At 67.7% G+C, this 21,478-nt stretch carries 24 protein-coding genes and 2 pseudogenes; 21 read left to right on the forward strand and 5 right to left on the reverse strand.

The annotated features are described in order from the left end of the window. The first annotated feature begins 84 nt into the window (after window positions 1-84). The 10 genes from lepB (at window position 85) to AB0F86_RS01065 (ending at window position 7,775) form a co-directional block, all read left to right on the forward strand. Window positions 85-828 carry a signal peptidase I gene (gene lepB, locus AB0F86_RS01020; RefSeq protein WP_067496225.1) on the forward strand — a complete coding sequence of 248 codons (744 nt, stop codon included), beginning with the start codon at window positions 85-87 and terminating at the stop codon, window positions 826-828. Window positions 829-847: 19 nt separating this feature from the next. Next, the gene (locus AB0F86_RS01025) at window positions 848-1,552 is read left to right on the forward strand and encodes a ribonuclease HII (RefSeq protein WP_225280365.1); all 705 of its coding nucleotides are present in this window, start codon (window positions 848-850) and stop codon (window positions 1,550-1,552) included. A 46-nt stretch (window positions 1,553-1,598) separates the two neighbouring features. Further along, window positions 1,599-1,904 (forward strand): DUF2469 domain-containing protein, encoded by a 306-nt coding sequence (locus AB0F86_RS01030; RefSeq protein WP_011210678.1) that lies wholly within the window; start codon window positions 1,599-1,601, stop codon window positions 1,902-1,904. Between the two features lie 97 nt (window positions 1,905-2,001). After that, window positions 2,002-2,358, forward strand: a complete 357-nt coding sequence (locus tag AB0F86_RS01035; protein ID WP_067496228.1) for a YraN family protein — start codon at window positions 2,002-2,004, stop codon at window positions 2,356-2,358. Next, window positions 2,358-3,866, forward strand: coding sequence for a YifB family Mg chelatase-like AAA ATPase (locus tag AB0F86_RS01040; protein WP_181696817.1), 1,509 nt, complete (start codon window positions 2,358-2,360; stop codon window positions 3,864-3,866). The genes AB0F86_RS01035 and AB0F86_RS01040 overlap by 1 nt, the downstream gene beginning before the upstream one ends. Beyond that, window positions 3,863-5,029 (forward strand): DNA-processing protein DprA, encoded by a 1,167-nt coding sequence (gene dprA, locus AB0F86_RS01045; protein ID WP_356983833.1) that lies wholly within the window; start codon window positions 3,863-3,865, stop codon window positions 5,027-5,029. The genes AB0F86_RS01040 and dprA overlap by 4 nt, the downstream gene beginning before the upstream one ends. 440 nt (window positions 5,030-5,469) lie before the next feature. Further along, on the forward strand, window positions 5,470-6,393 hold the full coding sequence (locus AB0F86_RS01050; protein WP_181696818.1) for a tyrosine recombinase XerC: 924 nt from the start codon (window positions 5,470-5,472) through the stop codon (window positions 6,391-6,393). A 262-nt stretch (window positions 6,394-6,655) separates the two neighbouring features. Next, on the forward strand, window positions 6,656-7,021 hold the full coding sequence (locus tag AB0F86_RS01055; protein WP_356983835.1) for a DUF202 domain-containing protein: 366 nt from the start codon (window positions 6,656-6,658) through the stop codon (window positions 7,019-7,021). Then, a complete protein-coding gene (locus AB0F86_RS01060) occupies window positions 7,018-7,329 on the forward strand; it encodes a DUF202 domain-containing protein (protein ID WP_181696819.1) in 312 nt (103 codons plus the stop codon). The genes AB0F86_RS01055 and AB0F86_RS01060 overlap by 4 nt, the downstream gene beginning before the upstream one ends. A 77-nt stretch (window positions 7,330-7,406) precedes the next feature. Beyond that, window positions 7,407-7,775 carry a hypothetical protein gene (locus AB0F86_RS01065; protein WP_356983836.1) on the forward strand — a complete coding sequence of 123 codons (369 nt, stop codon included), beginning with the start codon at window positions 7,407-7,409 and terminating at the stop codon, window positions 7,773-7,775. 18 nt (window positions 7,776-7,793) lie between these two features. On the opposite strand, the gene AB0F86_RS01070 is transcribed toward AB0F86_RS01065, so the two are convergent. The 3 genes from AB0F86_RS01070 to AB0F86_RS01080 are packed head-to-tail and all read right to left on the reverse strand — an operon-like array spanning window position 7,794 to window position 9,154. Beyond that, window positions 7,794-8,315: a DUF1990 domain-containing protein gene (locus tag AB0F86_RS01070; RefSeq protein ID WP_356983838.1), complete on the reverse strand. Its 522-nt coding sequence runs from the start codon at window positions 8,313-8,315 to the stop codon at window positions 7,794-7,796. A 51-nt stretch (window positions 8,316-8,366) separates the two neighbouring features. Next, a complete protein-coding gene (locus AB0F86_RS01075; protein WP_225280373.1) occupies window positions 8,367-8,903 on the reverse strand; it encodes a M23 family metallopeptidase in 537 nt (178 codons plus the stop codon). 11 nt (window positions 8,904-8,914) lie between these two features. Beyond that, the gene (locus AB0F86_RS01080; protein ID WP_356983840.1) at window positions 8,915-9,154 is read right to left on the reverse strand and encodes a hypothetical protein; all 240 of its coding nucleotides are present in this window, start codon (window positions 9,152-9,154) and stop codon (window positions 8,915-8,917) included. Between the two features lie 848 nt (window positions 9,155-10,002). On the opposite strand from AB0F86_RS01080, the gene rpsB reads away from it, so the two are divergent. The 5 genes from rpsB (at window position 10,003) to AB0F86_RS01105 (ending at window position 14,539) form a co-directional block, all read left to right on the forward strand. Further along, entirely contained in the window at window positions 10,003-10,884 is an 882-nt protein-coding gene (rpsB, locus tag AB0F86_RS01085; protein ID WP_067496258.1) for a 30S ribosomal protein S2, read from the forward strand. 253 nt (window positions 10,885-11,137) lie between these two features. Further along, window positions 11,138-11,962 (forward strand): translation elongation factor Ts, encoded by an 825-nt coding sequence (gene tsf, locus AB0F86_RS01090; RefSeq protein WP_181696823.1) that lies wholly within the window; start codon window positions 11,138-11,140, stop codon window positions 11,960-11,962. Between the two features lie 219 nt (window positions 11,963-12,181). Continuing rightward, window positions 12,182-12,910, forward strand: coding sequence for a UMP kinase (gene pyrH, locus AB0F86_RS01095; RefSeq protein WP_067636525.1), 729 nt, complete (start codon window positions 12,182-12,184; stop codon window positions 12,908-12,910). 49 nt (window positions 12,911-12,959) lie between these two features. Continuing rightward, window positions 12,960-13,517, forward strand: a complete 558-nt coding sequence (gene frr, locus AB0F86_RS01100) for a ribosome recycling factor (RefSeq protein WP_181696824.1) — start codon at window positions 12,960-12,962, stop codon at window positions 13,515-13,517. A 176-nt stretch (window positions 13,518-13,693) separates the two neighbouring features. Continuing rightward, the gene (locus tag AB0F86_RS01105; protein ID WP_225280801.1) at window positions 13,694-14,539 is read left to right on the forward strand and encodes a phosphatidate cytidylyltransferase; all 846 of its coding nucleotides are present in this window, start codon (window positions 13,694-13,696) and stop codon (window positions 14,537-14,539) included. A 5-nt stretch (window positions 14,540-14,544) separates the two neighbouring features. On the opposite strand, the gene AB0F86_RS01110 is transcribed toward AB0F86_RS01105, so the two are convergent. After that, entirely contained in the window at window positions 14,545-14,913 is a 369-nt protein-coding gene (locus AB0F86_RS01110; RefSeq protein ID WP_181696825.1) for a lipopolysaccharide assembly protein LapA domain-containing protein, read from the reverse strand. A gap of 101 nt (window positions 14,914-15,014) precedes the next feature. On the opposite strand from AB0F86_RS01110, the gene rlmN reads away from it, so the two are divergent. Further along, window positions 15,015-16,124 (forward strand): 23S rRNA (adenine(2503)-C(2))-methyltransferase RlmN, encoded by a 1,110-nt coding sequence (rlmN, locus tag AB0F86_RS01115; RefSeq protein WP_356983842.1) that lies wholly within the window; start codon window positions 15,015-15,017, stop codon window positions 16,122-16,124. A 109-nt stretch (window positions 16,125-16,233) separates the two neighbouring features. Here rlmN and AB0F86_RS01120 read toward each other — a convergent pair whose 3' ends face one another. After that, a complete protein-coding gene (locus tag AB0F86_RS01120) occupies window positions 16,234-16,767 on the reverse strand; it encodes a hypothetical protein (RefSeq protein WP_356983844.1) in 534 nt (177 codons plus the stop codon). Window positions 16,768-16,925: 158 nt separating this feature from the next. Between AB0F86_RS01120 and AB0F86_RS01125 the strand changes: the two are divergent. The 5 genes and pseudogenes from AB0F86_RS01125 to AB0F86_RS01145 all read left to right on the forward strand — a co-directional run. Further along, window positions 16,926-17,057: pseudogene (locus tag AB0F86_RS01125) on the forward strand (23S rRNA (adenine(2503)-C(2))-methyltransferase RlmN); the annotation flags it as partial. 72 nt (window positions 17,058-17,129) lie between these two features. Then, a complete protein-coding gene (locus AB0F86_RS01130) occupies window positions 17,130-17,552 on the forward strand; it encodes an uL11 family ribosomal protein (RefSeq protein WP_225280376.1) in 423 nt (140 codons plus the stop codon). Window positions 17,553-17,625: 73 nt separating this feature from the next. Next, the gene (locus AB0F86_RS01135; RefSeq protein ID WP_356983845.1) at window positions 17,626-19,242 is read left to right on the forward strand and encodes a serine/threonine-protein kinase; all 1,617 of its coding nucleotides are present in this window, start codon (window positions 17,626-17,628) and stop codon (window positions 19,240-19,242) included. Between the two features lie 77 nt (window positions 19,243-19,319). After that, window positions 19,320-20,138, forward strand: a pseudogene (locus AB0F86_RS01140) (serine/threonine-protein kinase); the annotation flags it as partial. A 352-nt stretch (window positions 20,139-20,490) separates the two neighbouring features. Then, window positions 20,491-21,441 (forward strand): LysR substrate-binding domain-containing protein, encoded by a 951-nt coding sequence (locus AB0F86_RS01145; RefSeq protein WP_356983846.1) that lies wholly within the window; start codon window positions 20,491-20,493, stop codon window positions 21,439-21,441. Window positions 21,442-21,478: the final 37 nt, after the last annotated feature.

The raw sequence follows: 21,478 nt of genomic DNA on the forward strand, positions 1-21,478 counted from the left end.
AGAATCTTTGACAGTAGCCCGGCGCCCCGACTCACGTCGGGGCGCCGGGCTACTCTGTTCGGCGTGGCAGACGAAAGTGGGTCGGTGTCGGTGTCCGATTCGGGCGACGAGGGCAAGCGGCGCAGGAAAAAGGCCGACGACAAGAAGCAACGGCCGTTCTGGCAGGAACTGCCGATACTGGTCGTGATCGCGGCGGTGATCGCCGCCCTGATGGTCACTTTCGTCGGGCGGCCCTACGTGATCCCGTCGCAGTCGATGGAGGACACGCTCCAGATCGGCGACCGCATCTACGTGCAGAAGATCAGCTACTACGGTTCCGAGCCGGGTCCGGGCGATGTGGTGGTGTTCGTCGGCCCCGAATCGTGGAACGGGCACTACAAGTCCATCCGCTCCGACAACGCGGCCATCCGCGGTGTGCAGAATTTTCTGTCCTACTTCGGCCTGGTTCCGCCCGACGAGAACGATCTCGTCAAGCGTGTGATCGCCGTCGGCGGGCAGACCGTGCAGTGCTGCGACCCGCAGGGCCGGGTGATGGTCGACGGGAAGCCGCTCGACGAGCCCTACATCAAGAAGGACTACCCCTGGTTCACTGACCGCCCCAACGCCGTGTACCCGGCCGGGCGGATGTTCGGGCCGGTGAAGGTGCCCGAGGGGCATCTGTGGGTGATGGGTGACAACCGCAACGAGTCGGCCGATTCGCGCGCTCATGTGAGCGACGATCTGCAGGGCACCGTCCCGGTCGACAACGTGCGTGGCAAGACCGTGTTCAAGATCTGGCCGCCCGGCCGGATGGGCCCGGTGAGCTCGCAGAATCCGCAGGACAACTAGACACGGGGACAATCGAACTGTGGGGCAGGATCGGACCAGCTGGCCGCCGCGGGTGGTGATGCGCCGGGCGGGTGGCCTACGCACGCTCGAGGCGGCGCTCATCCGCGGTGGCCTCGGCCCGGTGGCCGGTGTCGACGAGGCCGGGCGCGGGCCCTGCGCGGGACCGCTGGTGGTCGCCGCGTGCCTGCTCGCGCCCAAGGCCTACGACAAGCTGGCCGGGCTCGACGACTCCAAGAAACTCACCGAGGCGGCCCGTGAGGAACTGTTCCCGGTGGTCAAGCGTCTGGCGCTGGCCTGGAGTGTCGTGGTGGTCCCCGCCTGGGAGATCGACGCCATCGGCATCCACGTCGCCAATATCGAGGGGATGCGTCGTGCGGTCGCCCATCTCGGCCGCACCCCGGGCTACATCCTGACCGACGGATTCAAGGTCCCCGGTCTGCCCGCGCCCTCGCTGCCCGTGATCGGTGGCGACGCGTCCGCGGCGTGCATCGCGGCGGCCAGCATCCTTGCCAAGGTCACCAGGGACCGCATGATGGTCGAGCTCGACGCCGAGCTGCCCGGCTACGGTTTCGCCGCGCACAAGGGCTACAACACCCCCGAGCACACCGCGGCCCTGCGCGAGCTCGGTCCGAGCACCGAACACCGCCGATCTTGGCGGAATGTGCGCGAACTCGAGGTGCCGGACGGTAGCCGGGTGGCTACCCGCGCGGCTCATGCGCGATGATGTGATCAATGAACGCGGCGCTGCTAGCAGGAGGATGTCCCACCCGATGAGTGCTGAGGACCTCGAGAAGTACGAAACCGAGATGGAACTGTCGTTGTACCGCGAGTACAAGGACATCGTCGGCCAGTTCTCGTACGTGGTGGAGACAGAACGGCGCTTCTACCTGGCCAATTCCGTCGAACTACGCCCGCAGAACGCCGACGGCGAGGTCTACTTCGAAGTGCGGATGAGCGATGCCTGGGTGTGGGACATGTACCGTCCCGCCCGCTTCGTCAAGCACGTTCGAGTGATCACGTTCAAGGACGTCAACATCGAAGAGCTGGAGAAGCCCGACCTCCGTTTGCCCGAATAAGGGGGAGTTGTCCCCAGGGGACGAGTTGTCCACAGGTTTTGTGTTTCCGCAGGTCGTGATCTCGGCGTAGCTTCGCGCCGGGATCACGCTTGCACCCGTGACGGACAAACAGGCGCTCGGCGCATACGGGGAGAAGCTGGCCGCGCAGTATCTGTGCGAGGCCGGGATGCAGATCGTCGCCCGCAACTGGCGATGCCGGTACGGGGAGCTGGACCTGATCGTCCAGGACCCGTCGGTGACGGCGTTCGTGGAAGTGAAGACACGGTCCGGCCTCGGCTTCGGCAGCCCGGCCGAGTCGGTCACCTTCGGTAAACAGCAGCGGATCAGGCGATTGGCGCTGTTGTGGCTCGCCGAGCAGGACGGGCCGTGGCGGCGCATCAGGTTCGATGTGGTGTCTGTGCTCGTCCCGCGTGGACGCAAACCGGTGATCGACCACCTGACGGGGGCGTTCTGATGGCCCTCGGACGTGCGCTGTCGGTCGCGGTGACCGGTGTCGACGGCCAGCTGGTGGAGATCGAGGCCGATATCGGCCAGGGACTGCCGTCGGTGAATCTTGTCGGGCTGCCCGATACCGCCCTGCAGGAGTCACGCAACCGGGTGCGCTCCGCGGTGGCCAATACGGGGGAGAAATGGCCCGACGGGCGGGTGATTCTGGCACTGTCGCCCGCGACTCTGCCGAAGGTCGGCTCGGTCTACGATCTGGCGCTCGCCGTGTCGGTGCTGGACGCCTCCGGTGCGGTGCCGGGGGACAAACTCGTGAAAACCGTGCTGCTGGGCGAGCTCGCCCTCGACGGGCGGGTACGCCGGGTCCGCGGTGTGTTGCCGGCGGTGATCGCGGCACGCAATGCGGGCTGCCCGACTGTCGTGGTGCCCGCCGAGGCGGTGGCCGAAGCCGGACTGGTCGAGGGCGTCGAGGTGCTCGGTGCGACGAGTCTGCGCGCTGTGGTCGCCTGGTTGCGCGGTGAAGGGACGCTGCTGGAACCCGACGGTGTGGTGCCCGGCGTCCAGGTGCCGTGTGGGGACCTCAGCGATGTGGTCGGCCAAGATGAGGCGCGCTGGGCGCTGGAGGTCGCTGCGGCGGGTGGCCACCACCTGCTGCTCACCGGACCACCGGGAATCGGGAAAACTATGCTGGCACAACGCCTTCCGGGGTTGCTGCCGCCGCTGTCGGAGGCCGAGTCGCTCGAGGTGACGGCGATTCATTCGATGGCGGGCTCGTTGACGGCCGAACAACCGTTGATGACGCTCGCACCGTTCGTCGCGCCCCATCACTCGACATCGGTAACCGCCATGATCGGCGGTGGTTCCGGCATGGCCCGACCCGGTGCGGTCAGCCGGGCGCACCGGGGAGTGCTGTTCCTCGACGAATGCGCCGAGATCGGCACCAAAGTGCTGGAGGCACTGCGTACTCCGCTGGAAGAGGGCGAGGTGCGGATCGCCCGGCGTGACGGTGTGGCTCGCTATCCGGCGCGGTTCCAGCTGGTGCTCGCGGCGAATCCCTGTCCGTGTGCGCCCGCCCGTGATGTCGACTGCATCTGCGCGCCCCTCGCTCGTCGCCGGTACCTCGGCAAGCTGTCGGGTCCGCTGCTCGATCGCATCGATATCTGGGTGCAGATGCGTGGTCAGGCGGGGGCCGCCTTCGGTGACCAGCAGACCGAGACCAGTGCTGTTGTCGCGGCCCGGGTCGCCGCGGCGCGGGCCCGCGCCGCGGAACGATGGAGTGCGGACGGTTGGGCGACCAATGCCGAAGTGCCGGGGCATATTCTGCGTCAACGGTTCCGGTTGCCCGCCGAGGCGATCGCGCCGATCGAGACCGCGCTGCGGTTGGGGCGGATGTCGGCGCGCGGTGCCGACCGGGCGGTGCGCGTGGCCTGGACGGTCTGCGATCTGCGCGGTGGGGAGCTGCCGAGCGTGCAGGATGTGCTGGCGTCGTTGAACTTCCGTCAGCGGGGTGGGCAATGACGGGGGTACAAGCGGTCGGCACCGTCGACCTCGATGTCGATGAGCGCAGGCTCGCGTGGGTGTATCTGTCTCGGGTGGTGCAGGGTCCGTGTGCGCCGTTGTCGGCGCTGATCGCCTCGGTCGGGGTTCGCGAGGCTGCGCGTGCGGTCCGCGAGCACGAGCTGCCTGACGCCCTTCGCGGACCCACCGCCGCGCGACGTGAAATAGACTCGGCTGCCAAGGATCTCGAGACGATACAGCGGATCGGCGGCCGGGTCATCACGCCCGATGACGACGAGTGGCCCGGCTGGCGCATGCTCGGCCTCGACCAGCTCGACACCGACCGTGACCGCGAAGCCGCCGTACCGCTCGTACTGTGGGCGCGCGGACCGCTGTCGCTGCGTACGGCATCGGAACGCGCTGTGGCAGTGGTCGGTTCCCGATGCAGCAGCGGGTACGGGATGCAGGTGGCCAGTGAGATCGCCTGTGACCTCGCCGGCCGCGGCTGGACCATCGTGTCCGGTGCGGCCTTCGGCATCGACGCGGCCGCCCACCGGGCCGCACTCGCCGTCGGCGGGCCGACGGTCGCCGTCCTGGCCTGCGGCGTCGACCGCCCCTACCCCGCCCAGCACGACCGGCTGCTCGCCGCCATCGCAGACAGCGGTCTGGTCGTCAGCGAATACCCACCCGGCGTCGCCGCCCAGAAACATCAATTCCTGGCCCGCAACCGGCTCATCGCCACCCTGGGTGACGGCGTCCTCGTCGTGGAAGCCGGATTGCGCAGCGGCGCAAGGAACACCGTGAAATGGGCGCGCCGCCTCGGTCGCCCGGCGATGGCGGTTCCCGGTCCGGTCGGGTCGGCGTCATCGGTGGGTTGTCACCGCATGATCCGGGAAGGTGAGGCCTTGCTCGTCACCCGCGCCGAAGACGTCATCGAGGAAGCGGGGCCCCTGCGTCTCCCCGTCGGCGAAGGCGCGCCCACCGACCCCGCCCACCACCTGCGCGGCGCCGAAGCCGAGGTCTACGCCGCCCTCCCCGCCATCGGCTCCCGTCAACCCCGCGACCTTGCCGACCAGTGCGGCCTCGACCTGGCCACCGTCCGAGCCGTCCTCCCCAGCCTGGAACTGGCCGACCTGGTCGGCTGCGATTCCGAGGGGTGGTTCCGCACCCGTCGCCCGGGCTGACCGGCTCGTCGAGTTCGCGGTCCGCGACGACGAGCGAACATCACTGCCCGCCGCAACAGGTGGGCTTTGTGGTGTCGCCCTGGGGCGGAAGAGTTGCAGGTCTTTTGCCTGGATGGGTGGGAGCTGGTGTCGGCGTTGGGCGTGAGGGCGATGGCGACACTGCCGCCTCGTCGGCCAGGTGACCGCAGCGTCCCAGGCGCCGATCCCTTATCGGGATAGCGGCGGTGCCTTGTCGACGTGTGGGCGTGGGCGGAATGTGAAAGCGCGAGAGCGACGTGTCGAGGTGGCGGTGCCCGTCGGCGGTGTGATCGCTCGGGTCGCCGCCGCTGCCATTCGTCGACCCAGCGGTGTGGGTGGTGCGTGAGGGCGCCGGGTGTGAGGGCGCCGGGTGTGCGGCGTGGTGGGTTGCGTGATGCAGGGGGAGGGGCGACGGTGGGGGGATGGATGTGTTGCCCGAGGATTTGACTGCTTTGCTCGGGGAGTTCGGGCGGCATCTGCGGCTGGGGCGGAATCGGTCGGCGCATACGGTGCGGGCTTATGTGGGGGATGTGCGGTCTCTGCTCGAGCATGTGTACGCGCGGTCGGCGGATGCGGCGTTGCGAGAACTCGATCTGGGAGTGTTGCGGTCGTGGCTGGCCGAGCTGGCGGCGGGTGGGGCCGCGCGGACGACACTGTCGCGTAGGGCTTCGGCGGCACGGACTTTCACCGCGTGGCTGACCGAGACGGGACGGCTGGATATCGATCCGGGGCTGCGGTTGCAGGCCCCCAAGGCGCACCGTGTGCTGCCTGCGGTGCTCGGCCGTGAGCAGGCGGCACAGGCGATGGGTGCGGCGGAATCCGGTGCGGCACAGCAGGACCCGATGGCATTGCGTGACCGGCTGATCGTGGAGCTGCTGTATGCCACCGGCATCCGGGTGAGCGAACTGTGCGGCCTCGACCTCGACGACATCGACCGTGAACGCCAACTCGTCCGGGTACTCGGCAAAGGCAACAAGGAGCGCTCGGTGCCCTTCGGCGCCCCGGCCGAGGCAGCCCTCGTCGCCTGGCTGCGTGCCGGCCGACCCGCCCTGGCCAACGAGCGTTCCGGTCGAGCGCTGTTCCTCGGCCAGCGTGGCCGCCGCCTCGACCAACGCCAGGCGCGGACCGTCGTCCACGAGGTTGTCGCCGCCATCCCCGGTGCCCCCGACATGGGCCCCCACGGCCTGCGCCACACTGCCGCCACCCACCTCCTCGAAGGCGGCGCCGACCTACGCGTGGTCCAGGAACTCCTCGGCCACGCCAGCATGGCAACCACCCAGCTCTACACCCACGTCTCCGTCGAACGCCTCAAACGAGTCCACGACCAAGCTCATCCCCGCGCATGATCGCCACGCCGACGCCACAACCGCGGTGAACGACCATATTCGACCCGATGCTTGGTCTGTCGGTTGCCGACTCAGCCAGATCGGCCGTTGCCGCGAGCAGATACACCTCGATCCGCGTGGTCAGCTCGTCGAATACGAGAGGCTGTCGAGGTGACAGCGTGGATCGATCCTCGTCGGCGAGTTGTGGGTCGACGCGGCGGTTGTGTGAGGTTGATCGGGGATGGGATGTCGGGGGCGCATGATGGGTGGCGGAGGTGATGGGATGACATTGCCCGAGGTCGGGGCCGAATCCGAGGATGGGGAGGGTGAGGTCGACTATCGGTTCACGCTCGCCAACGAGCGGACTTTTCTGGCGTGGATCAGGACCGCACTCGGCCTGCTCGCCGGCGGCGTCGCGGTGCACACCCTTGTTCAGCCACCGCGATTGGCGGGGTTCGCCGGTGTGATCACGCTGGCCTGTCTGACGATGTCACTGGCCGTCGCGGTGGGCGCGTATCGGCACTGGCGTCGGGTGAATCGCGCGATGCTGGCAGGTGGGCCGTTGCCGGGCACGGTGCTGGTGCCGGTGCTGTCGGTCGGCGTCGCGGTGATCGCCGTACTCGTCTGTGTGGCGGTCGTACTTTCGTGACCGCGCCGACCCTTGCCATGGAACGCACCGCGCTCGCGTGGCGGCGCACCGCCCTGGGAGCTGCTGCCTGTGCACTGCTTTTCGCGCACGAGGCGACCACCGAAGACGGCATGTGGATCGTTCTTCCCTGCGCCGCCGCCACCGCGGCCGTACTGCTCGCCGGTCTGGGCTGGTATCGCGGTCGGACTCTCGGTCGGGGCCGCTCGGCGGGCGGGCATCGGCTGGTGTCGATCACCACCCTCGTGGTCACGCTGGTCGTCCTCATCGCCGTAGCCGAGGTTCTGCTCGGCAGCCGATACGCATCATGACTCCGATCGAAGAACCGTCACGTCGGGCACCGGAACTCGATCGACGGGTACCGAGCAGGCAATTACAGTCGACTCTCATGACCGCAGGATCACCGGACCAGCCCCTCACCGCGTTGCGGGATCGCCTGCGCACCGCACTGAAGCCCGCGATGAAAGCCAGGGATCGCAGCGCGGTCTCGGCGCTGCGATCAGCCCTGGCCGCGATCGACAATGCCGAGGCGGTCGACGTCGGCGACGCGAAAGCCGGTGCGCTGGAAGACAGTGCCGTCGGCCTCGGCGCCGCCGAAGTCCGCCGCCGGGAACTCACCGAGGACGACATCGTCGAGATCGTCCGCCACGAGATCAACGAAAGACGCATCACCGCAGGGGAATACGACCGCCTCGGTGCTGTGGACCAGCGCGACCAGGTCACCGCGGAAGCCGACGTGCTGAACGCCTTCCTCTGACGACCGGCCCCGCGTGGGTCAGCTTCCGGTATTGCTCGGCAATGTTCGAAGGTAGCGGTGGGCGAACCAGTGTTGCAGCAGTCGCGCGACCGGCCCGCCCAGGCGGGTGTACCACGCGGCGGGTGTCGAAAACGCGGTGACCAGTCCGTACACCGTGTCGTCGGCCGGGTCGTATTCGACCGCGAACAACTCCTCGCCCCGTTCGGGATGCCCCGGCAACGTGCCGTAGGCGAACCCGCGGCGGTTCGGTTCGTCGAGCACATAAACCACCCGGCACGGCGCATTGATGCCGAGCGGCCCGGCGCCGAGACGAACCGTCAATTCGGTTCCCTCCCTGGCGGTTTCGGAATCGGCGCGCTGAAAGATGCCGACTCCCTTCTGCATCCCGAAGGCGAGGATGTGCGTCCCGGCCCGATCGAACAGTTCGCGACCCCGCCCTATAGGTCGCCGGAGCCGGAACCGGTGGTAACCGGCAGGAAGCGTCGTCGCGCGGGTCGCGCCGACGTCGGGATAGGTGAAGGGCGTTGATTCTGCGGGCACAGTATCGATTGTGGCCGGTATCCCCTGCGGCTCCGTGCCGGGTCGTCGAGGTCACAGTGCCGGGCTCAGCGGTTTGAGGCGTACCGGGACTTCGTGCAGGAGACCCAACGGGTCGATGTATTCGCGACGGCTGTGGATGCTGGATTCGCGGCGGACACCCCAGTGCAGGCAGGCCGGTGCCGGGCAGCCCTCGTGTCCGGCGACCAGGGTGCCGATCGGGGTGCCGCGACCTATCCGGGCTCCCACTTCTACCTGCGCCTGCACCGGCTCATATGTGGTGCGCAGGCCGCCCTCGTGGTCGATCGACACCACAGGTTTCCCGGCGACCGTGCCCGCGAAGACGACGATCCCATCGCCCGCCGCGAGAACCGATTGGCCTTCGGCGCCTGCCAGGTCGACCCCGCGATGGCCCGGCAACCAATTGCGCTCCGGCTTGTCGAACCGCCGTTCCACCGTCGGCCGTGGACGCAGCGGCCAGCCGAACGGTCCGGTTTCCACCGCCCCGACCGGCGCCGCCCCACCCGCGACCACCGTCAGCACGAGGACAGCACCCGAAATCCAGGCGTACGGACGAACCCGGCTCGCCATCGTCGAGCGCCTCAGCGATGGGGGCGTGGCGCAGGCACGCGCTGTGGCACCAGCACGCGCACGAGTTCGCGCAACGCGGCAGGCAGGTCGGCCGCCGAACCGCTTCCGCCGCGCACCCGAATCTCGAGCTCCGGCGCGGAACTCCGATCCTTCTCCGGCCGAGCCCGCTGCTGGGCAGGCGCCGCCGATCCGAGGTCGTGCACGGTCACCCGAACCGGAACCGGTGCCGGAACCAGTGCCCCCTTCGGCATCTGGCCGGGCCGCAGAATCGGTGCCTTGCCACAGGAACCGGGCCGCCGCACCGGCACCCGCTCGCTGCCGTCGAGCGGACCTTCGACACCGTCACACCCCGCCGGAATCCCGGTATCAACGCCTCCCTCAGTGCCCGCGGTGGCGCACGGGCTGCCGGCAGCGTCTACCCCGGCAGGCCCTGGCGCGAGCGGCCCCGGCACCACGATCACAACGACGGGCCCAGGTGCGGCGGCTTTCTCACCAGGCGGTGGCGGCGCGGCCGGTACAGATCCCGGTGCCGCCGCCCGAGGCGGTGGGGAAACGACCTCTCGGTCGCCCGGTGGCTGCGCGAGGACGGCACACACCGGGGCGGGATGACCGGCCGCCGGCGCCGCTACACCCACCGCGCAGAGGAGGGGAAAGGTGGTGATCAGGACACGCGTCAATGTGTTCATGGCACAACTGTCGACCGCACAATCCCTGAGCGGGACAACGGTTTTCCGATTGTGGACAACTTCGGCACATGTGGATATCGCGCACTTCACCACGGAAATCCCCGGTCGACGAGCGGGGGCGATTTCGGCCCTGGCCTGTCGCCGCGTAGACTGAACGAGCGGTTTGTGCTCAGCAGCAACACGTGTGCACGGCACGGACCGACTTCGCGCGCCACCCGTGCTCGTCCATCCGGTCGTCGCTCGCAACGCAGACGGTCCGCGAGGGCATGTCAGCGCGAGTTCTCCAGCGGATGAACAGTGAAATCGCCGGCTGGTCCCGATCACGTCGATCGGGTCCGGTGGTTTCGGTGGCGCCAGGGCAGTCGATCGCCGATCGGCTGCGTCAACCGGCAACGAAAGAGGGTACGGGAGCTATGGCTGTCGTAACTATGAAGCAGCTGCTCGACAGCGGCGCGCACTTCGGGCACCAGACTCGTCGGTGGAACCCGAAGATGAAGCGGTTCATCTTCACCGACCGCAACGGCATCTACATCATCGACCTGCAGCAGACGCTGACCTACATCGACAAGGCCTACGAGTTCGTCAAGGAGACCGTCGCCCACGGTGGCACCGTTCTCTTCGTCGGCACCAAGAAGCAGGCCCAGGAGTCGATCGCGGCCGAGGCGACTCGCGTCGGTATGCCCTACGTCAACCAGCGCTGGCTGGGTGGCATGCTCACCAACTTCTCGACCGTCCACAAGCGCCTGCAGCGCCTGAAGGAGCTCGAGGCCATGGAGCAGACCGGTGGCTTCGAGGGTCGCACCAAGAAGGAAATCCTCATGCTCACGCGTGAGATGACCAAGCTGGATCGCACCCTCGGTGGTATCCGCGACATGGCCAAGGTGCCCTCGGCCATCTGGGTCGTCGACACCAACAAGGAGCACATCGCCGTCGGCGAGGCTCGCAAGCTGAACATCCCGGTCATCGCGATCCTGGACACCAACTGCGATCCCGACCTGGTCGACTACCCGATCCCGGGTAACGACGACGCGATCCGTTCCGCCGCTCTGCTCACCAAGGTCGTCGCCTCCGCGGTGGCCGAGGGCGTGCAGGCCCGCGCGGGCCGCGCTTCCGGCGATTCGAAGCCCGAAGCCGGTGCCGGCGAGCCCCTCGCCGAGTGGGAGCAGGAGCTGCTGGCTCAGGCGACCCCGGCCGCTGAAGCTCCCGCCGCCGAGGCCCCGGCCGCCGAGACCCCGGCCGAAGCCGCTGCCGAGGTGAAGGCCGACCCGGCCCAGCACACCCCGGCCGACTTCTGAGCTGATCGGTAGCACACTGTTCACCTTGCCGACCCGTCTGAATTCAGACGAGGTCGGCAAGGTGGCGTAAATACCGAACGAACAACTGCCTGGCCCGGCCGAGACATCAATTCTGCTCTGGTTTCTCGGCCGCCTCGATCTGGACTGACCAGAGGGTGCGACGAAGGAGCGCCCGCCGGGAGGGAAGATCGAGGCCCCCAGGGCCGAGAAACCCGCGGCGCCAGCCGCCATAGACACAGGAGGCTCGCCCCCGATGGCGAACTACACCGCTGCTGATGTGAAGCGGCTCCGGGAGCTCACCGGCTCCGGCATGATGGACTGCAAGAACGCGCTGGCCGAGTCCGACGGCGACTTCGACAAGGCCGTCGAGGTCCTGCGCATCAAGGGCGCCAAGGATGTCGGCAAGCGTGCCGAGCGCGCCACCGCCGAGGGTCTGGTCATCGCCAAGGACGGCGTCATGATCGAGATCAACTCCGAGACCGACTTCGTCGCCAAGAACGCCGAGTTCCAGGAGCTGGCCGACGCGATCGTCACGGCGGCCGCCGCTGCCAAGCCGGCCGACCTGGACGCCCTCAAGGCGCTGAAGCTGGACAACAGCACCGTCGACGAGGCCGTGCAGGCGCTGGCCGCCAAGATCGGCGAGAAGCTGGAACTGCGTCGCGTCGTGTCCTTCGACGGCCCGGTCGCCACCTACCTGCACAAGCGTGCTTCGGACCTGCCGCCCGCCGTCGGCGTGCTGGTCGAGTACGAGGGTTCCGGCGACGCCGCCGCCGAGGCCGCTCGTGCCGCGGGCATGCAGGTCGCCGCGCTCAAGGCCAAGTACCTCACCCGCGACGAGGTGCCCGCCGAGACCGTCGAGAACGAGCGCCGCATCGCCGAGCAGACCGCGCGCGAAGAAGGCAAGCCCGACGCCGCACTGCCGAAGATCGTCGAAGGCCGCGTCAACGGCTTCTTCAAGGATGTCGTCCTGCTCGAGCAGGCCGCCGTCACCGACTCCAAGAAGACCGTCAAGGCTCTTCTGGAGGACGCCGGCGTGACCGTGAAGCGTTTCGCGCGCTTCGAGGTCGGCCAGGCCTGATCAGGCCGACCGACGCCCCCGATGCGCTCAGCATCGGGGGCGTTTTGCCGTGCGCCGCCGACGCGCGGACCCACCCGGCGCGGGCCGCGCGCGAGGGGGTCTTGTGTGGTGGCGGTAACCGGATAAGGCAGGATGGATGCCGCTCTGCCTTGCTGTGCGGCCTGCTCCGCGCGCCCGCAGTTCGAACCGATCTCACCTCGCCGAAGGAGACGAACACCCATGACCGACCCGGGTAACGACCGCCCTGGATATCGCCGGGTGCTGCTGAAGCTGGGTGGGGAGATGTTCGGTGGCGGTGGTGTCGGGCTCGATCCCGATGTCGTGCAGACCGTGGCCGAGCAGATCGCCGAGATCGTCGAGACCGGCGTCCAGGTGGCCGTGGTGATCGGCGGCGGCAACTTCTTCCGCGGCGCCGAGCTCGAGGAGCGCGGCATGGAACGCGCCCGCTCCGACTACATGGGCATGCTCGGCACCGTGATGAACAGCCTTGCGCTACAAGACTTTCTGCAGCAGCAGGGGGTGGACACGCGCGTGCAGACCGCCATCACGATGGGCCAGGTCGCCGAGCCGTACCTCCCGCTGCGCGCCAAGCGTCACCTGGAGAAGGGTCGCGTGGTGATCTTCGGTGCGGGTATGGGCATGCCCTACTTCTCCACCGACACGACCGCGGCCCAGCGTGCGCTCGAGATCGGCGCCGACGTGGTGCTGATGGCCAAGGCCGTCGACGGCGTGTTCGACGCCGACCCGCGCGTGGACGACAACGCCAGCATGTTCACCGAGATCACCCACAAGGAAGTGATCGAGAAGGGTCTGAAGGTGGCCGATGCCACCGCTTTCAGCCTTTGCATGGACAACCAGATGCCGATGCTGGTGTTCAATCTGTTGATCAAGGGCAATATTGCTCGTGCGGTCGCCGGTGAACCCATCGGCACCTTGGTTCGGTCCTGACCCCGCACTCGCGGACGATGACGATGACGACGCTGTGGAGGAACCGGTCGTGATTGATGAAGCGCTCTTCGATGCCGAGGAGAAAATGGAGAAGGCCGTCTCGGTAGCGAAGGACGATCTGGGCAGCATCCGCACCGGGCGCGCCAACCCGGGCATGTTCACCCGGGTCCTGGTCGACTACTACGGCACGCCGACGCCGATCACCCAGATGTCCAGCATCTCCGTGCCCGAGCCGCGCATGGTGGTGATCAAGCCGTACGAGCAGAGCCAGCTCGGTCCGATCGAGAACGCCATCCGCAACTCCGATCTCGGCGTGAACCCCACCAACAACGGTGACATCCTGCGCATCACGATCCCGCAGCTCACCGAGGAGCGGCGCCGCGAGATGGTCAAGATGGCCAAGGGCAAGGGCGAGGACGCCAAGGTCTCGATCCGCAACGTCCGTCGCAAGGCGATGGAAGAACTGGGCCGGATCCAGAAAGATGGTGAAGCGGGCGAGGACGAGGTCGGGCGCGCCGAGAAGGAGCTCGACAAGACCACCGCCAAGTACGTGGGCCAGATCGACGAGCTGGTCAAGCACAAGGAAGCCGAACTGCTCGAGGTCTGAGCGCAGATCTCGCCAGTCCCGCTCGTGCGGGGGATGAACGGAACGACGAGTTGAGCGACGGGACAATCGTGGCCGAAGACGCCGCCGCCACAGGTGCGGCACCGGAACCGGAATCGCCGCCGGACACGGTCGAGCCGACCGGCGCGGCCGCGGCAGGGGACGAACCCGGTGCGGCCGTGCCGCAGGAACAGCCGCAGGCTCCGGCCTCGCGGGCGGGTCGCAACCTGCCCGCGGCGCTGGCGGTCGGCTTGGGCCTCGGGTTGTCGCTGATCGCGATCCTGTTGTTCGTTCCGAAGGTGTTCATCGGCGTCGCCGGTGTCGGTGTCGGCGTGGCCATGTGGGAGGTCACCAAGCGGCTGCGCGAAGCCGACGTCCTGGTACCGCGCATCCCGTTGCTCGTCGGCGGCCAGGCGGTGTTCTGGCTCGGCTGGCCGTGGGGTGCGAGCGGGGTGCTCGGCGCGTTCGCCGCGACCGCGTTGACCTGTATGGTCTGGCGCCTGTTCGATCACGGCCTGAGCACCGCGCCACGGAACTTCCTGCGCGACACCGCGATCGCGATCTTCACGCTGTCCTGGATCCCACTGCTCGCGGCGTTCTCGACGCTGCTGCTGCTCGAACCCGACGGCAACCTGCGGGTGCTCACGTTCATGATCCTCGTCGTCTGCTCCGATGTCGGCGGTTACGTCGCAGGCGTGCTGTTCGGCAGGCATCCGATGGTGCCCGCGATCAGCCCGAAGAAGTCGTGGGAAGGGTTCTGCGGTTCATTGGTGTTCAGCGTGATCGGTGGTCTGCTCACCGTCACGCTGCTGCTCGAGGCCAACTCGATGATCGGTGTGGTGCTCGGTGTCGGCCTGGTGGTCGTAGCGACCCTCGGCGACCTGATCGAATCGCAGATCAAGCGTGAACTCGGTATCAAGGACATGGGCACGCTGCTGCCCGGACACGGCGGGATCATGGACCGGCTCGACTCGATGCTGCCCTCGGCGTTCGTGTCGTGGCTGGTACTCAGCGCGTTGGTCTGAGGCGCTCAGGGTTGCCGGGCGGCATGGCGCAACTGCAGGATGCGGATGCCGCCGACCAGACCCATCACCAGTGCGCCGAGGATCACCGACAGCAGCACCATGATTCCCAGCGGTAGCGAGAAGCTCCAGAACAGCAGCGTCACCTGCACCTTGTCGAGATTCTGCAGGATGAAGATCAGCAGGACGATCCCGAAGATCGCGGCAGCGAGCAACGCCATCCACGTGTAGCCGGTGCGCGACCGCACCAGCGCGTCCGGCTTCGGTCGTTTGACGGGTGCGTGCGTGGCAGGCGCATGCTCGGGTTCCCGGCCGGCGGTGGGCTCGGCCTCAGGCTCGCGCGCCGGTGGCGTGCCTGATTCTGCGTTCGTGGACATACCTCGATCATGGCCGACCGCTATCACCGCCGCACGCATCTTCTCGATAACGGCGCCCGGCGTGGCGGCCCGGTCGCGGCGTTTGGGACAATGGAGGAATTATGGCCACCTCCCTGCCCCTTGTGTTCGATGCCCCGCGTCGCGGTATGCCGCCGCGCCACCTCGCCGATCTCGACGCGGACGAGCGCAAGGCCGCGGTGCAGGAGCTGGGCCTGCCGAAGTTCCGCGCCGATCAGCTGGCCCGCCAGTACTACGGTCGCCTGCAGTCGGATCCGGCGCGGATGACCGATCTGCCCGCCGACGTGCGCGAGAAGGTGGGCGAGACGCTGTTCCCGCCGCTGCTCGACGTGGTGCGCCACCTGGCCTGCGACGAGGGAGACACCCGCAAGACACTCTGGCGAGCGCACGACGGCACGCTGCTCGAGAGCGTGCTCATGCGCTACCCCGACCGCAACACGCTGTGCATCTCCAGCCAGGCGGGCTGTGGCATGGCGTGCCCGTTCTGCGCGACCGGACAGGCAGGGCTCACCCGCAATCTGTCGACCGCCGAGATCGTCGACCAGGTGCGGGCCGCTGCCGCCGCCCTGCGCGACGGCGAGGTGCACGGTGGACCGGGCCGGTTGTCCAACATCGTGTTCATGGGCATGGGCGAGCCGCTGGCCAACTACAAGCGGGTCGTGAACGCGGTGCGCCGCATCACCGCCCCCGCACCCGACGGTCTGGGTATCTCGCAGCGTTCGGTGACGGTGTCGACCGTGGGGCTGGCGCCGGCGATCCGCAAGCTGGCCGACGAGGACATGTCGGTGCGCCTGGCGGTGTCGCTGCACACCCCCGACGACGAACTGCGCGACACCCTGGTCCCGGTGAACAACCGCTGGCCCATCGCCGAAGTTCTCGACGCCGCGCGCTATTACGCGGACAAGTCTGGCCGCCGCGTGTCGATCGAGTACGCGTTGATCCGCGACGTCAACGATCAGCCGTGGCGGGCGGACCTGCTGGGCAAGAAGCTGCACAAGGCGCTCGGCCCGCTCGTGCACGTGAACCTGATCCCCCTCAACCCGACACCGGGCAGCGAGTGGGATGCCAGCCCGAAGCCGGTCGAGAAGGAGTTCGTGCGCCGGGTGATCGCCCAGGGCGTGTCTTGCACCGTGCGCGATACCCGCGGGCAGGAAATTGCGGCTGCTTGCGGACAGCTGGCCGCGGAAGGTTAGGTTTCGCGGTGTCCCGCATCAGCCTGCACGGTGATGCACTTTCGTTCGGGGCGCGTGAAGTTCGTATATCGCAGAAGCAGGCGGTCGTGCGGGGCATCCCGGTGCACATCTAGTGCTCGGTGGTGCGGTCTTGGCGCAGATGTGCGTACAAGGTTTGGCGAGAGATCCCTGTCATGCGAGCAAGGGCGGCGAGATTCACCTCGACGCCTTGATCCTCCATAAGTCTGACAATCCGGGAAATCTCACGCAACGCACCGGTGCGCATCGCGTTACCGAGCGCCCACTCTGTTGCGCTCTTTTGCAGCTCGGCGACTCGAGCGCTCGCGTGTCCGTCTCGATCCGCATTCCTCAGCAATGAGTCCGACGAGACGCTATCGAATCGATCTAGCAATTGCATAGCGATCTCGGTGCCCAAGGCCTTGATTGGAACGCTGGCAAAGCCACGGAACTGATAGAGTGGGGCAATCCGTTCGTACAGCTCGGCATTCCTGGTGTGGCTCGCGGCCCGCTCACGCGCATTCTGTGCGCGCTCTGTGTCGCCCAGCTGATCGGCCTGCTCTGCCTCTTCGTATGCCCTACCGGCCCAAACTCGGTACTGCTCTGCCTCTTTTTGGTGTCGCTCATCCATCCAGTTCTCGTCCACCGTAAGAGGTAAACATCGTTACATCATCCATGTCAAGATGTTTACGATCTGACGCCCGCATCTCACCGCAGCTGTTCGAGGTGAGCGGGAAGACGGTAAGCATGGGTGTATCGCCAGTAAGCTATCGTCGAGAAGTGTCAGCTGCCGGACGTATTACGGATGCCAGCCCGAAGCCGGTCGAGCGCGAGTTCGTGCGCCGCGTGATCGCCCAGGGTGTGTCCTGCACGGTGCGCGATACCCGCGGCCAAGAGATCGCCGCGGCCTGCGGTCAGCTGGCGGCAGAAGGCTGATTCTGAAACTGTTGCGGCCCAGGCGTTATCGTCGCGGGACCGCAAAGATGCGCGCGTCCGAGATCGTTGACTATGGCGCGCGAAACAGCCTCTGTCACAGTCACTCTCGAGCTCGAAGCGGGCAATGCGTCGCTGATGACGCTCGGCAAGATGCTCGGGCCGACCGGGGTTCCACCGTTCGAGGTGAAGCGGAAATACGATGCGGCGACGGCGGATCGGCGTGGGGAGATCATTCCCGCTGTCATCACGATCGATGCGCGCAAGCGGTGGACGATGCGGCTCAAGACGCCGCCGACGGCCTCCCTCATCCGGGCCGCGCTCGGGCAACCGGGATCGCCGCAACCGGGACACAAGCCGGTCGGTGCGCTCAGTCGCGATCAGTTGCGCCGCATAGCGATTCGTAAGCTGCCCGACCTCAACACCAACGATGTCGATGCGGCGATGCGCATCGTGGCGGGTACGGCTCGGTCGATGGGGGTGCGGGTCGAAGAATGACCCGGACCCTGATGGTGTGGTGTGGCCTGCACTAAGTTGGACCGGTAATCGATCGGTTCGACAACGGGGGATCATGCTTGCGACGGGGGATGTTTTCGCCGGGTACGCGATCGAACGACAGCTCGGTCGTGGCGGGATGGGTTCGGTGTATCTGGCCAGGCACCCTCGGCTGCCGCGCCAGACCGCGCTCAAACTGCTGAATCCGGAACTGTTCTCGGACAACGAGATCCGGGCCAGATTCGAGCGGGAGGCCGATCTGGCCGCGCAGCTCGAACACCCGAACATCGTCACCGTGTACGACCGGGGCGCCGACGACGGGCGGCTGTGGATCAGCATGCAGTTCGTCGACGGTGTCGATGCCGCCGCCATCGAGCATCCCGTTCCCGCTGCCCGCGCGCTGCACATCATCGAGGGCACCGCCGCCGCACTCGACCACGCGCACGGCAACGGCGTGCTGCATCGCGACGTGAAACCGGCCAATATCCTGCTGGCCGCCGCGAACGGTCCGGAGCGCGTGCTGCTCACCGATTTCGGTATCGCGCGCCCCCGCGACGACGTCCACCACCTCACCCAGACCGGCACCTTCACCGCGACCCTGGCCTTCGCGGCTCCCGAGCAGCTCACCGGCGCCCCACTCGATCACCGCGCCGATCAGTACTCCCTGGCCTGCACGCTGTACTCGTTGCTCACGGGGCTGGCGCCCTACGAGGCGACCAATCCGGTGCTCGTCATCCAGGGGCACCTGCAATCCCCACCGCCGTCGGTGCACCGGCAACGTCCGGATCTGCCCGTCGCCCTGGACGCGGTACTGGCGCGAGCGCTGGCCAAGCGCCCGGCCGATCGCTTCGATTCGTGTGCGGAGTTCGCCGCCGCGGCTCGTCGCGCGCTCACCGGAACGGGTGGGCAACCCACAGTTTTCGCGCCGCGAACCGGAATTGTCCCGGCACCGCACCAGTATGCGCCGCCCATGCGGCCGGGGGTCGCATCCCCTGCCCGGCAGATGGCGGCGCCCTATCCGGCTCGTCCAGTACCTGCGCGACGACAGCGTGGCGTCGTACCGCTGGTCCTGCTGACAGTGCTCGCGGTCATCGCCAGCGCGTCGTATTGGGTCTGGCAGGACGACAGCACGTGGGTCTCGCAGATACTCAATCGTTCCCGTGCCCATCGAGACATCGCCGCGATGTCGGCGGCGTTCCCGCAGATGCTGCCGCCCGGTGAAGCCGACGGATTATCGGCGTCGAATCCGTACCTCACCGGCGTCGGCACCGGTGGCCGGACCTGCGAGGCCTATGTCAATACGACGACCCGCAACGAGCTGATGTGGGAACTGACGTTCCAAGAGGCACACGCCAAATGGGCGTGCAAACCCGCCGATATCAACGCTACGCGCTTCGCCTTCTACGCTTTTCCGTCCGTGGAGTCCGCGAAAGCGGCGGTGGCGAAATTCGAGAGCGAGACCAAAGACGTGGGCAGTGGCAGCTCCGGCACGCGCACCGACGATCACCGGGGCTGGTTCGCCAAGGACAAGTCCGGAAGAGACCAATACGGATTCACCGTGGTCGTCTCCACTTTCAGTGACCCGGGCCGAGAGCGTTGGGTATTCCTGTTCTCCCGGGGTTCGGGACTGACATCGCTGACCGAGGACCTGCCCGAACTGCTGAAGGAACTGACCACCTTCCCGATGAGCTGAAGGATGCCCGCGACGGCACGAACACCGTTTTGGTAGGGTCCAGCGCGTCGGACGACGAGCGAGATTCGGGGGTCAGAGTGGTTTCTGACGGGACGGTATTCGCCGGATACACGATCGACCGGCAGTTGGGTCGCGGCGGGATGGGTTCGGTGTATCTGGCCAGGCATCCTCGGCTGCCGAGGTGGACCGCGCTGAAACTGCTGAATCAGGAGCTGTTCTCCGACGCCGAGATCCGGGCCCGGTTCGAGCGGGAAGCCGATCTGGTCGCCCAGCTCGATCACCCCAATATCGTGACGGTGTTCGACCGCGGTGTGGAGAACGACCAGCTGTGGATCAGCATGCAATACGTCGACGGGATCGACGCGTCGATGCTCGATCCGGCGACGCTGCCACCGGATCGGGCGTTGCAGATCATCCGGGAGACCGCCGTCGCCCTGGACTTCGCGCATCGCGCGGGCGTGCTGCACCGCGATGTGAAACCGGCCAATATCCTGCTGGCCAGGTCCAACAGCCAGGAGCGGGTGTATCTCACCGACTTCGGCATCGCGCGCCTGCGTGACGATTCCGGTCACCTCACCGAGACCGGCTCGTTCACCGCGACCCTGGCCTACGCGGCACCCGAGCAGCTCACCGGTGTCCCGCTCGACCATCGCGCCGACCAGTACTCGTTGGCCTGCACGCTCTACACCCTGCTCACCGGCACCGCGCCGTTCGAGGCGCCGAGCCCGGCCGCCGTCATCACCGGGCACCTGCAGTCGCCGCCACCGCCGGTGAGTCCGCGCCGGGCCGGACTGCCGCCGAATCTGGATGCCGTGATGGCGCGGGCGCTGGCCAAGCGACCAGCCGACCGGTTCTCCTCCTGCGAGGAGTTCGTCGAGGCCGCGCAGCGGGCCATGCGCACCGGGACGACCGGTGCCCGCCCGATCGCCCGTCCGCCGTCGGGGGCGCACGCTCAGCCGTTCCTGGGAATGCAGCCGATGCGGCCGGTGAACAACTCCGGTGCCGCGATCCCGGTCGCACCGGTTCCGCCGATGGCGCCGCGACCGGCGACCCCCGCCGCCTGGGCCCAGCCCGCGATGCGCGCGCCCATGCCGCCACCGCCGCCCGCGCGCGGCGGTTGGGGGTCGATGTTGGGGGTGCTGCTGGTGGTGTTCGCCATCGTGATCGGCATCGCGGTGCTCATCGCCGTGCTGACGAACCTGTGATCGGTGCGCCGACCTGTTCGGCACGTGCCATATTCTGATCCGAATGAGCGACTTCGACGTCACCGCCGCCGACTCCATCGACCTCGTCCGGCTGCGTCGGTTCGTCGCCGTGGCCGAGGAACTGCATTTCGCGCGTGCCGCGAAGGCGTTGCGGATTCCACGTCAGGCGTTGAGCGCCACCGTGATCGAGCTCGAGGGCGAACTCGGCACGCGGCTGTTCGTGCCCGGCGCGTCGCCGACCCAGCTGTCCGAGGACGGCGCGACCCTGCTCGACCACGCGCGGGAACTGATCCGTGCCGACGAGCAGGCACAGCGCGAGCAGAAACCGGAGGGGCCCGCGAGCCTGCGCGTCGGTTTCGTGCCGGGGGTGACGGTGTCGAAGTGGGCTCGGGTGTGGGGCGAGCGGCTGCCGGACCATCCCCTCGAGGTGCTCGGTGTCGCGCAAAGCGAGCAGGAGAGCGCGTTGCGCGACGGCCGGGTCGACCTGTGCTTCGTGCGGTTGCCGATGGACCGGTCCGGAATGAACGCGATCCCGCTGTGGGAGGAGACGCCGGTCGCGGTCGTGCAGAAGGACGACGCGCTGTCGCTGCTCGATGCGGTGACCCCGGCCGACCTGGCTGACGAACAGCACCACGACAGCGGCGATCTGGATCAGGCCGCCGACACCCTGGCAATGGTCGCCGCCGTGGGGGGAGTGGCGATCGTGCCGCAGTCGATCGCCCGACTGCATCATCGGCGCGACCTGGTGTACCGCCCGATCAGCGACACCGAGTTCACCCGGATCGCGCTGGCCTGGCCCGCCGACAAAGATTCGGAACTGGTCGAGGAATTCGTCGGCATCGTGCGCGGTCGTTCGGCCAACAGCTCACGCGGCGCGGAACCGGCCAAGCCCGCGCAGGAGCGTGCGCCCAAGAAGCAGGCGCCCAAGAAGCAGACCGCGCAACGCAAACCCGCCAAGACCGGCCGCAAGCCGGGCGCCCGACGCGGCCGCTGACACGACGATGCCTGCGGCGCGATCGAATCGCGGCCGC

Origin of the sequence: Nocardia sp. NPDC023733 (genome assembly GCF_040639775.1) — a bacterium.
GTDB classification, from domain to species: Bacteria; Actinomycetota; Actinomycetes; order Mycobacteriales; family Mycobacteriaceae; genus Nocardia; species Nocardia rosealba.

Bases quoted from the DNA above. Each gene is read 5' to 3' on its own strand.
- AB0F86_RS01130 (WP_225280376.1), top strand. From the start codon at position 17,130: ATGGCGCGCGAAACAGCCTCTGTCACAGTCACTCTCGAGCTCGAAGCG.
- pyrH (WP_067636525.1), top strand. From the start codon at position 12,182: ATGACCGACCCGGGTAACGACCGCCCTGGATATCGCCGGGTGCTGCTG.
- tsf (WP_181696823.1), top strand. From the start codon at position 11,138: ATGGCGAACTACACCGCTGCTGATGTGAAGCGGCTCCGGGAGCTCACC.
- AB0F86_RS01065 (WP_356983836.1), top strand. From the start codon at position 7,407: ATGACCGCAGGATCACCGGACCAGCCCCTCACCGCGTTGCGGGATCGC.
- AB0F86_RS01030 (WP_011210678.1), top strand. From the start codon at position 1,599: ATGAGTGCTGAGGACCTCGAGAAGTACGAAACCGAGATGGAACTGTCG.
- AB0F86_RS01040 (WP_181696817.1), top strand. From the start codon at position 2,358: ATGGCCCTCGGACGTGCGCTGTCGGTCGCGGTGACCGGTGTCGACGGC.
- rpsB (WP_067496258.1), top strand. From the start codon at position 10,003: ATGGCTGTCGTAACTATGAAGCAGCTGCTCGACAGCGGCGCGCACTTC.
- dprA (WP_356983833.1), top strand. From the start codon at position 3,863: ATGACGGGGGTACAAGCGGTCGGCACCGTCGACCTCGATGTCGATGAG.
- AB0F86_RS01145 (WP_356983846.1), top strand. From the start codon at position 20,491: ATGAGCGACTTCGACGTCACCGCCGCCGACTCCATCGACCTCGTCCGG.
- AB0F86_RS01075 (WP_225280373.1), bottom strand. From the start codon at position 8,903: ATGGCGAGCCGGGTTCGTCCGTACGCCTGGATTTCGGGTGCTGTCCTC.
- rlmN (WP_356983842.1), top strand. From the start codon at position 15,015: ATGGCCACCTCCCTGCCCCTTGTGTTCGATGCCCCGCGTCGCGGTATG.
- AB0F86_RS01135 (WP_356983845.1), top strand. From the start codon at position 17,626: ATGCTTGCGACGGGGGATGTTTTCGCCGGGTACGCGATCGAACGACAG.
- AB0F86_RS01110 (WP_181696825.1), bottom strand. From the start codon at position 14,913: ATGTCCACGAACGCAGAATCAGGCACGCCACCGGCGCGCGAGCCTGAG.
- AB0F86_RS01050 (WP_181696818.1), top strand. From the start codon at position 5,470: ATGGATGTGTTGCCCGAGGATTTGACTGCTTTGCTCGGGGAGTTCGGG.
- AB0F86_RS01055 (WP_356983835.1), top strand. From the start codon at position 6,656: ATGACATTGCCCGAGGTCGGGGCCGAATCCGAGGATGGGGAGGGTGAG.
- AB0F86_RS01080 (WP_356983840.1), bottom strand. From the start codon at position 9,154: ATGCCGAAGGGGGCACTGGTTCCGGCACCGGTTCCGGTTCGGGTGACC.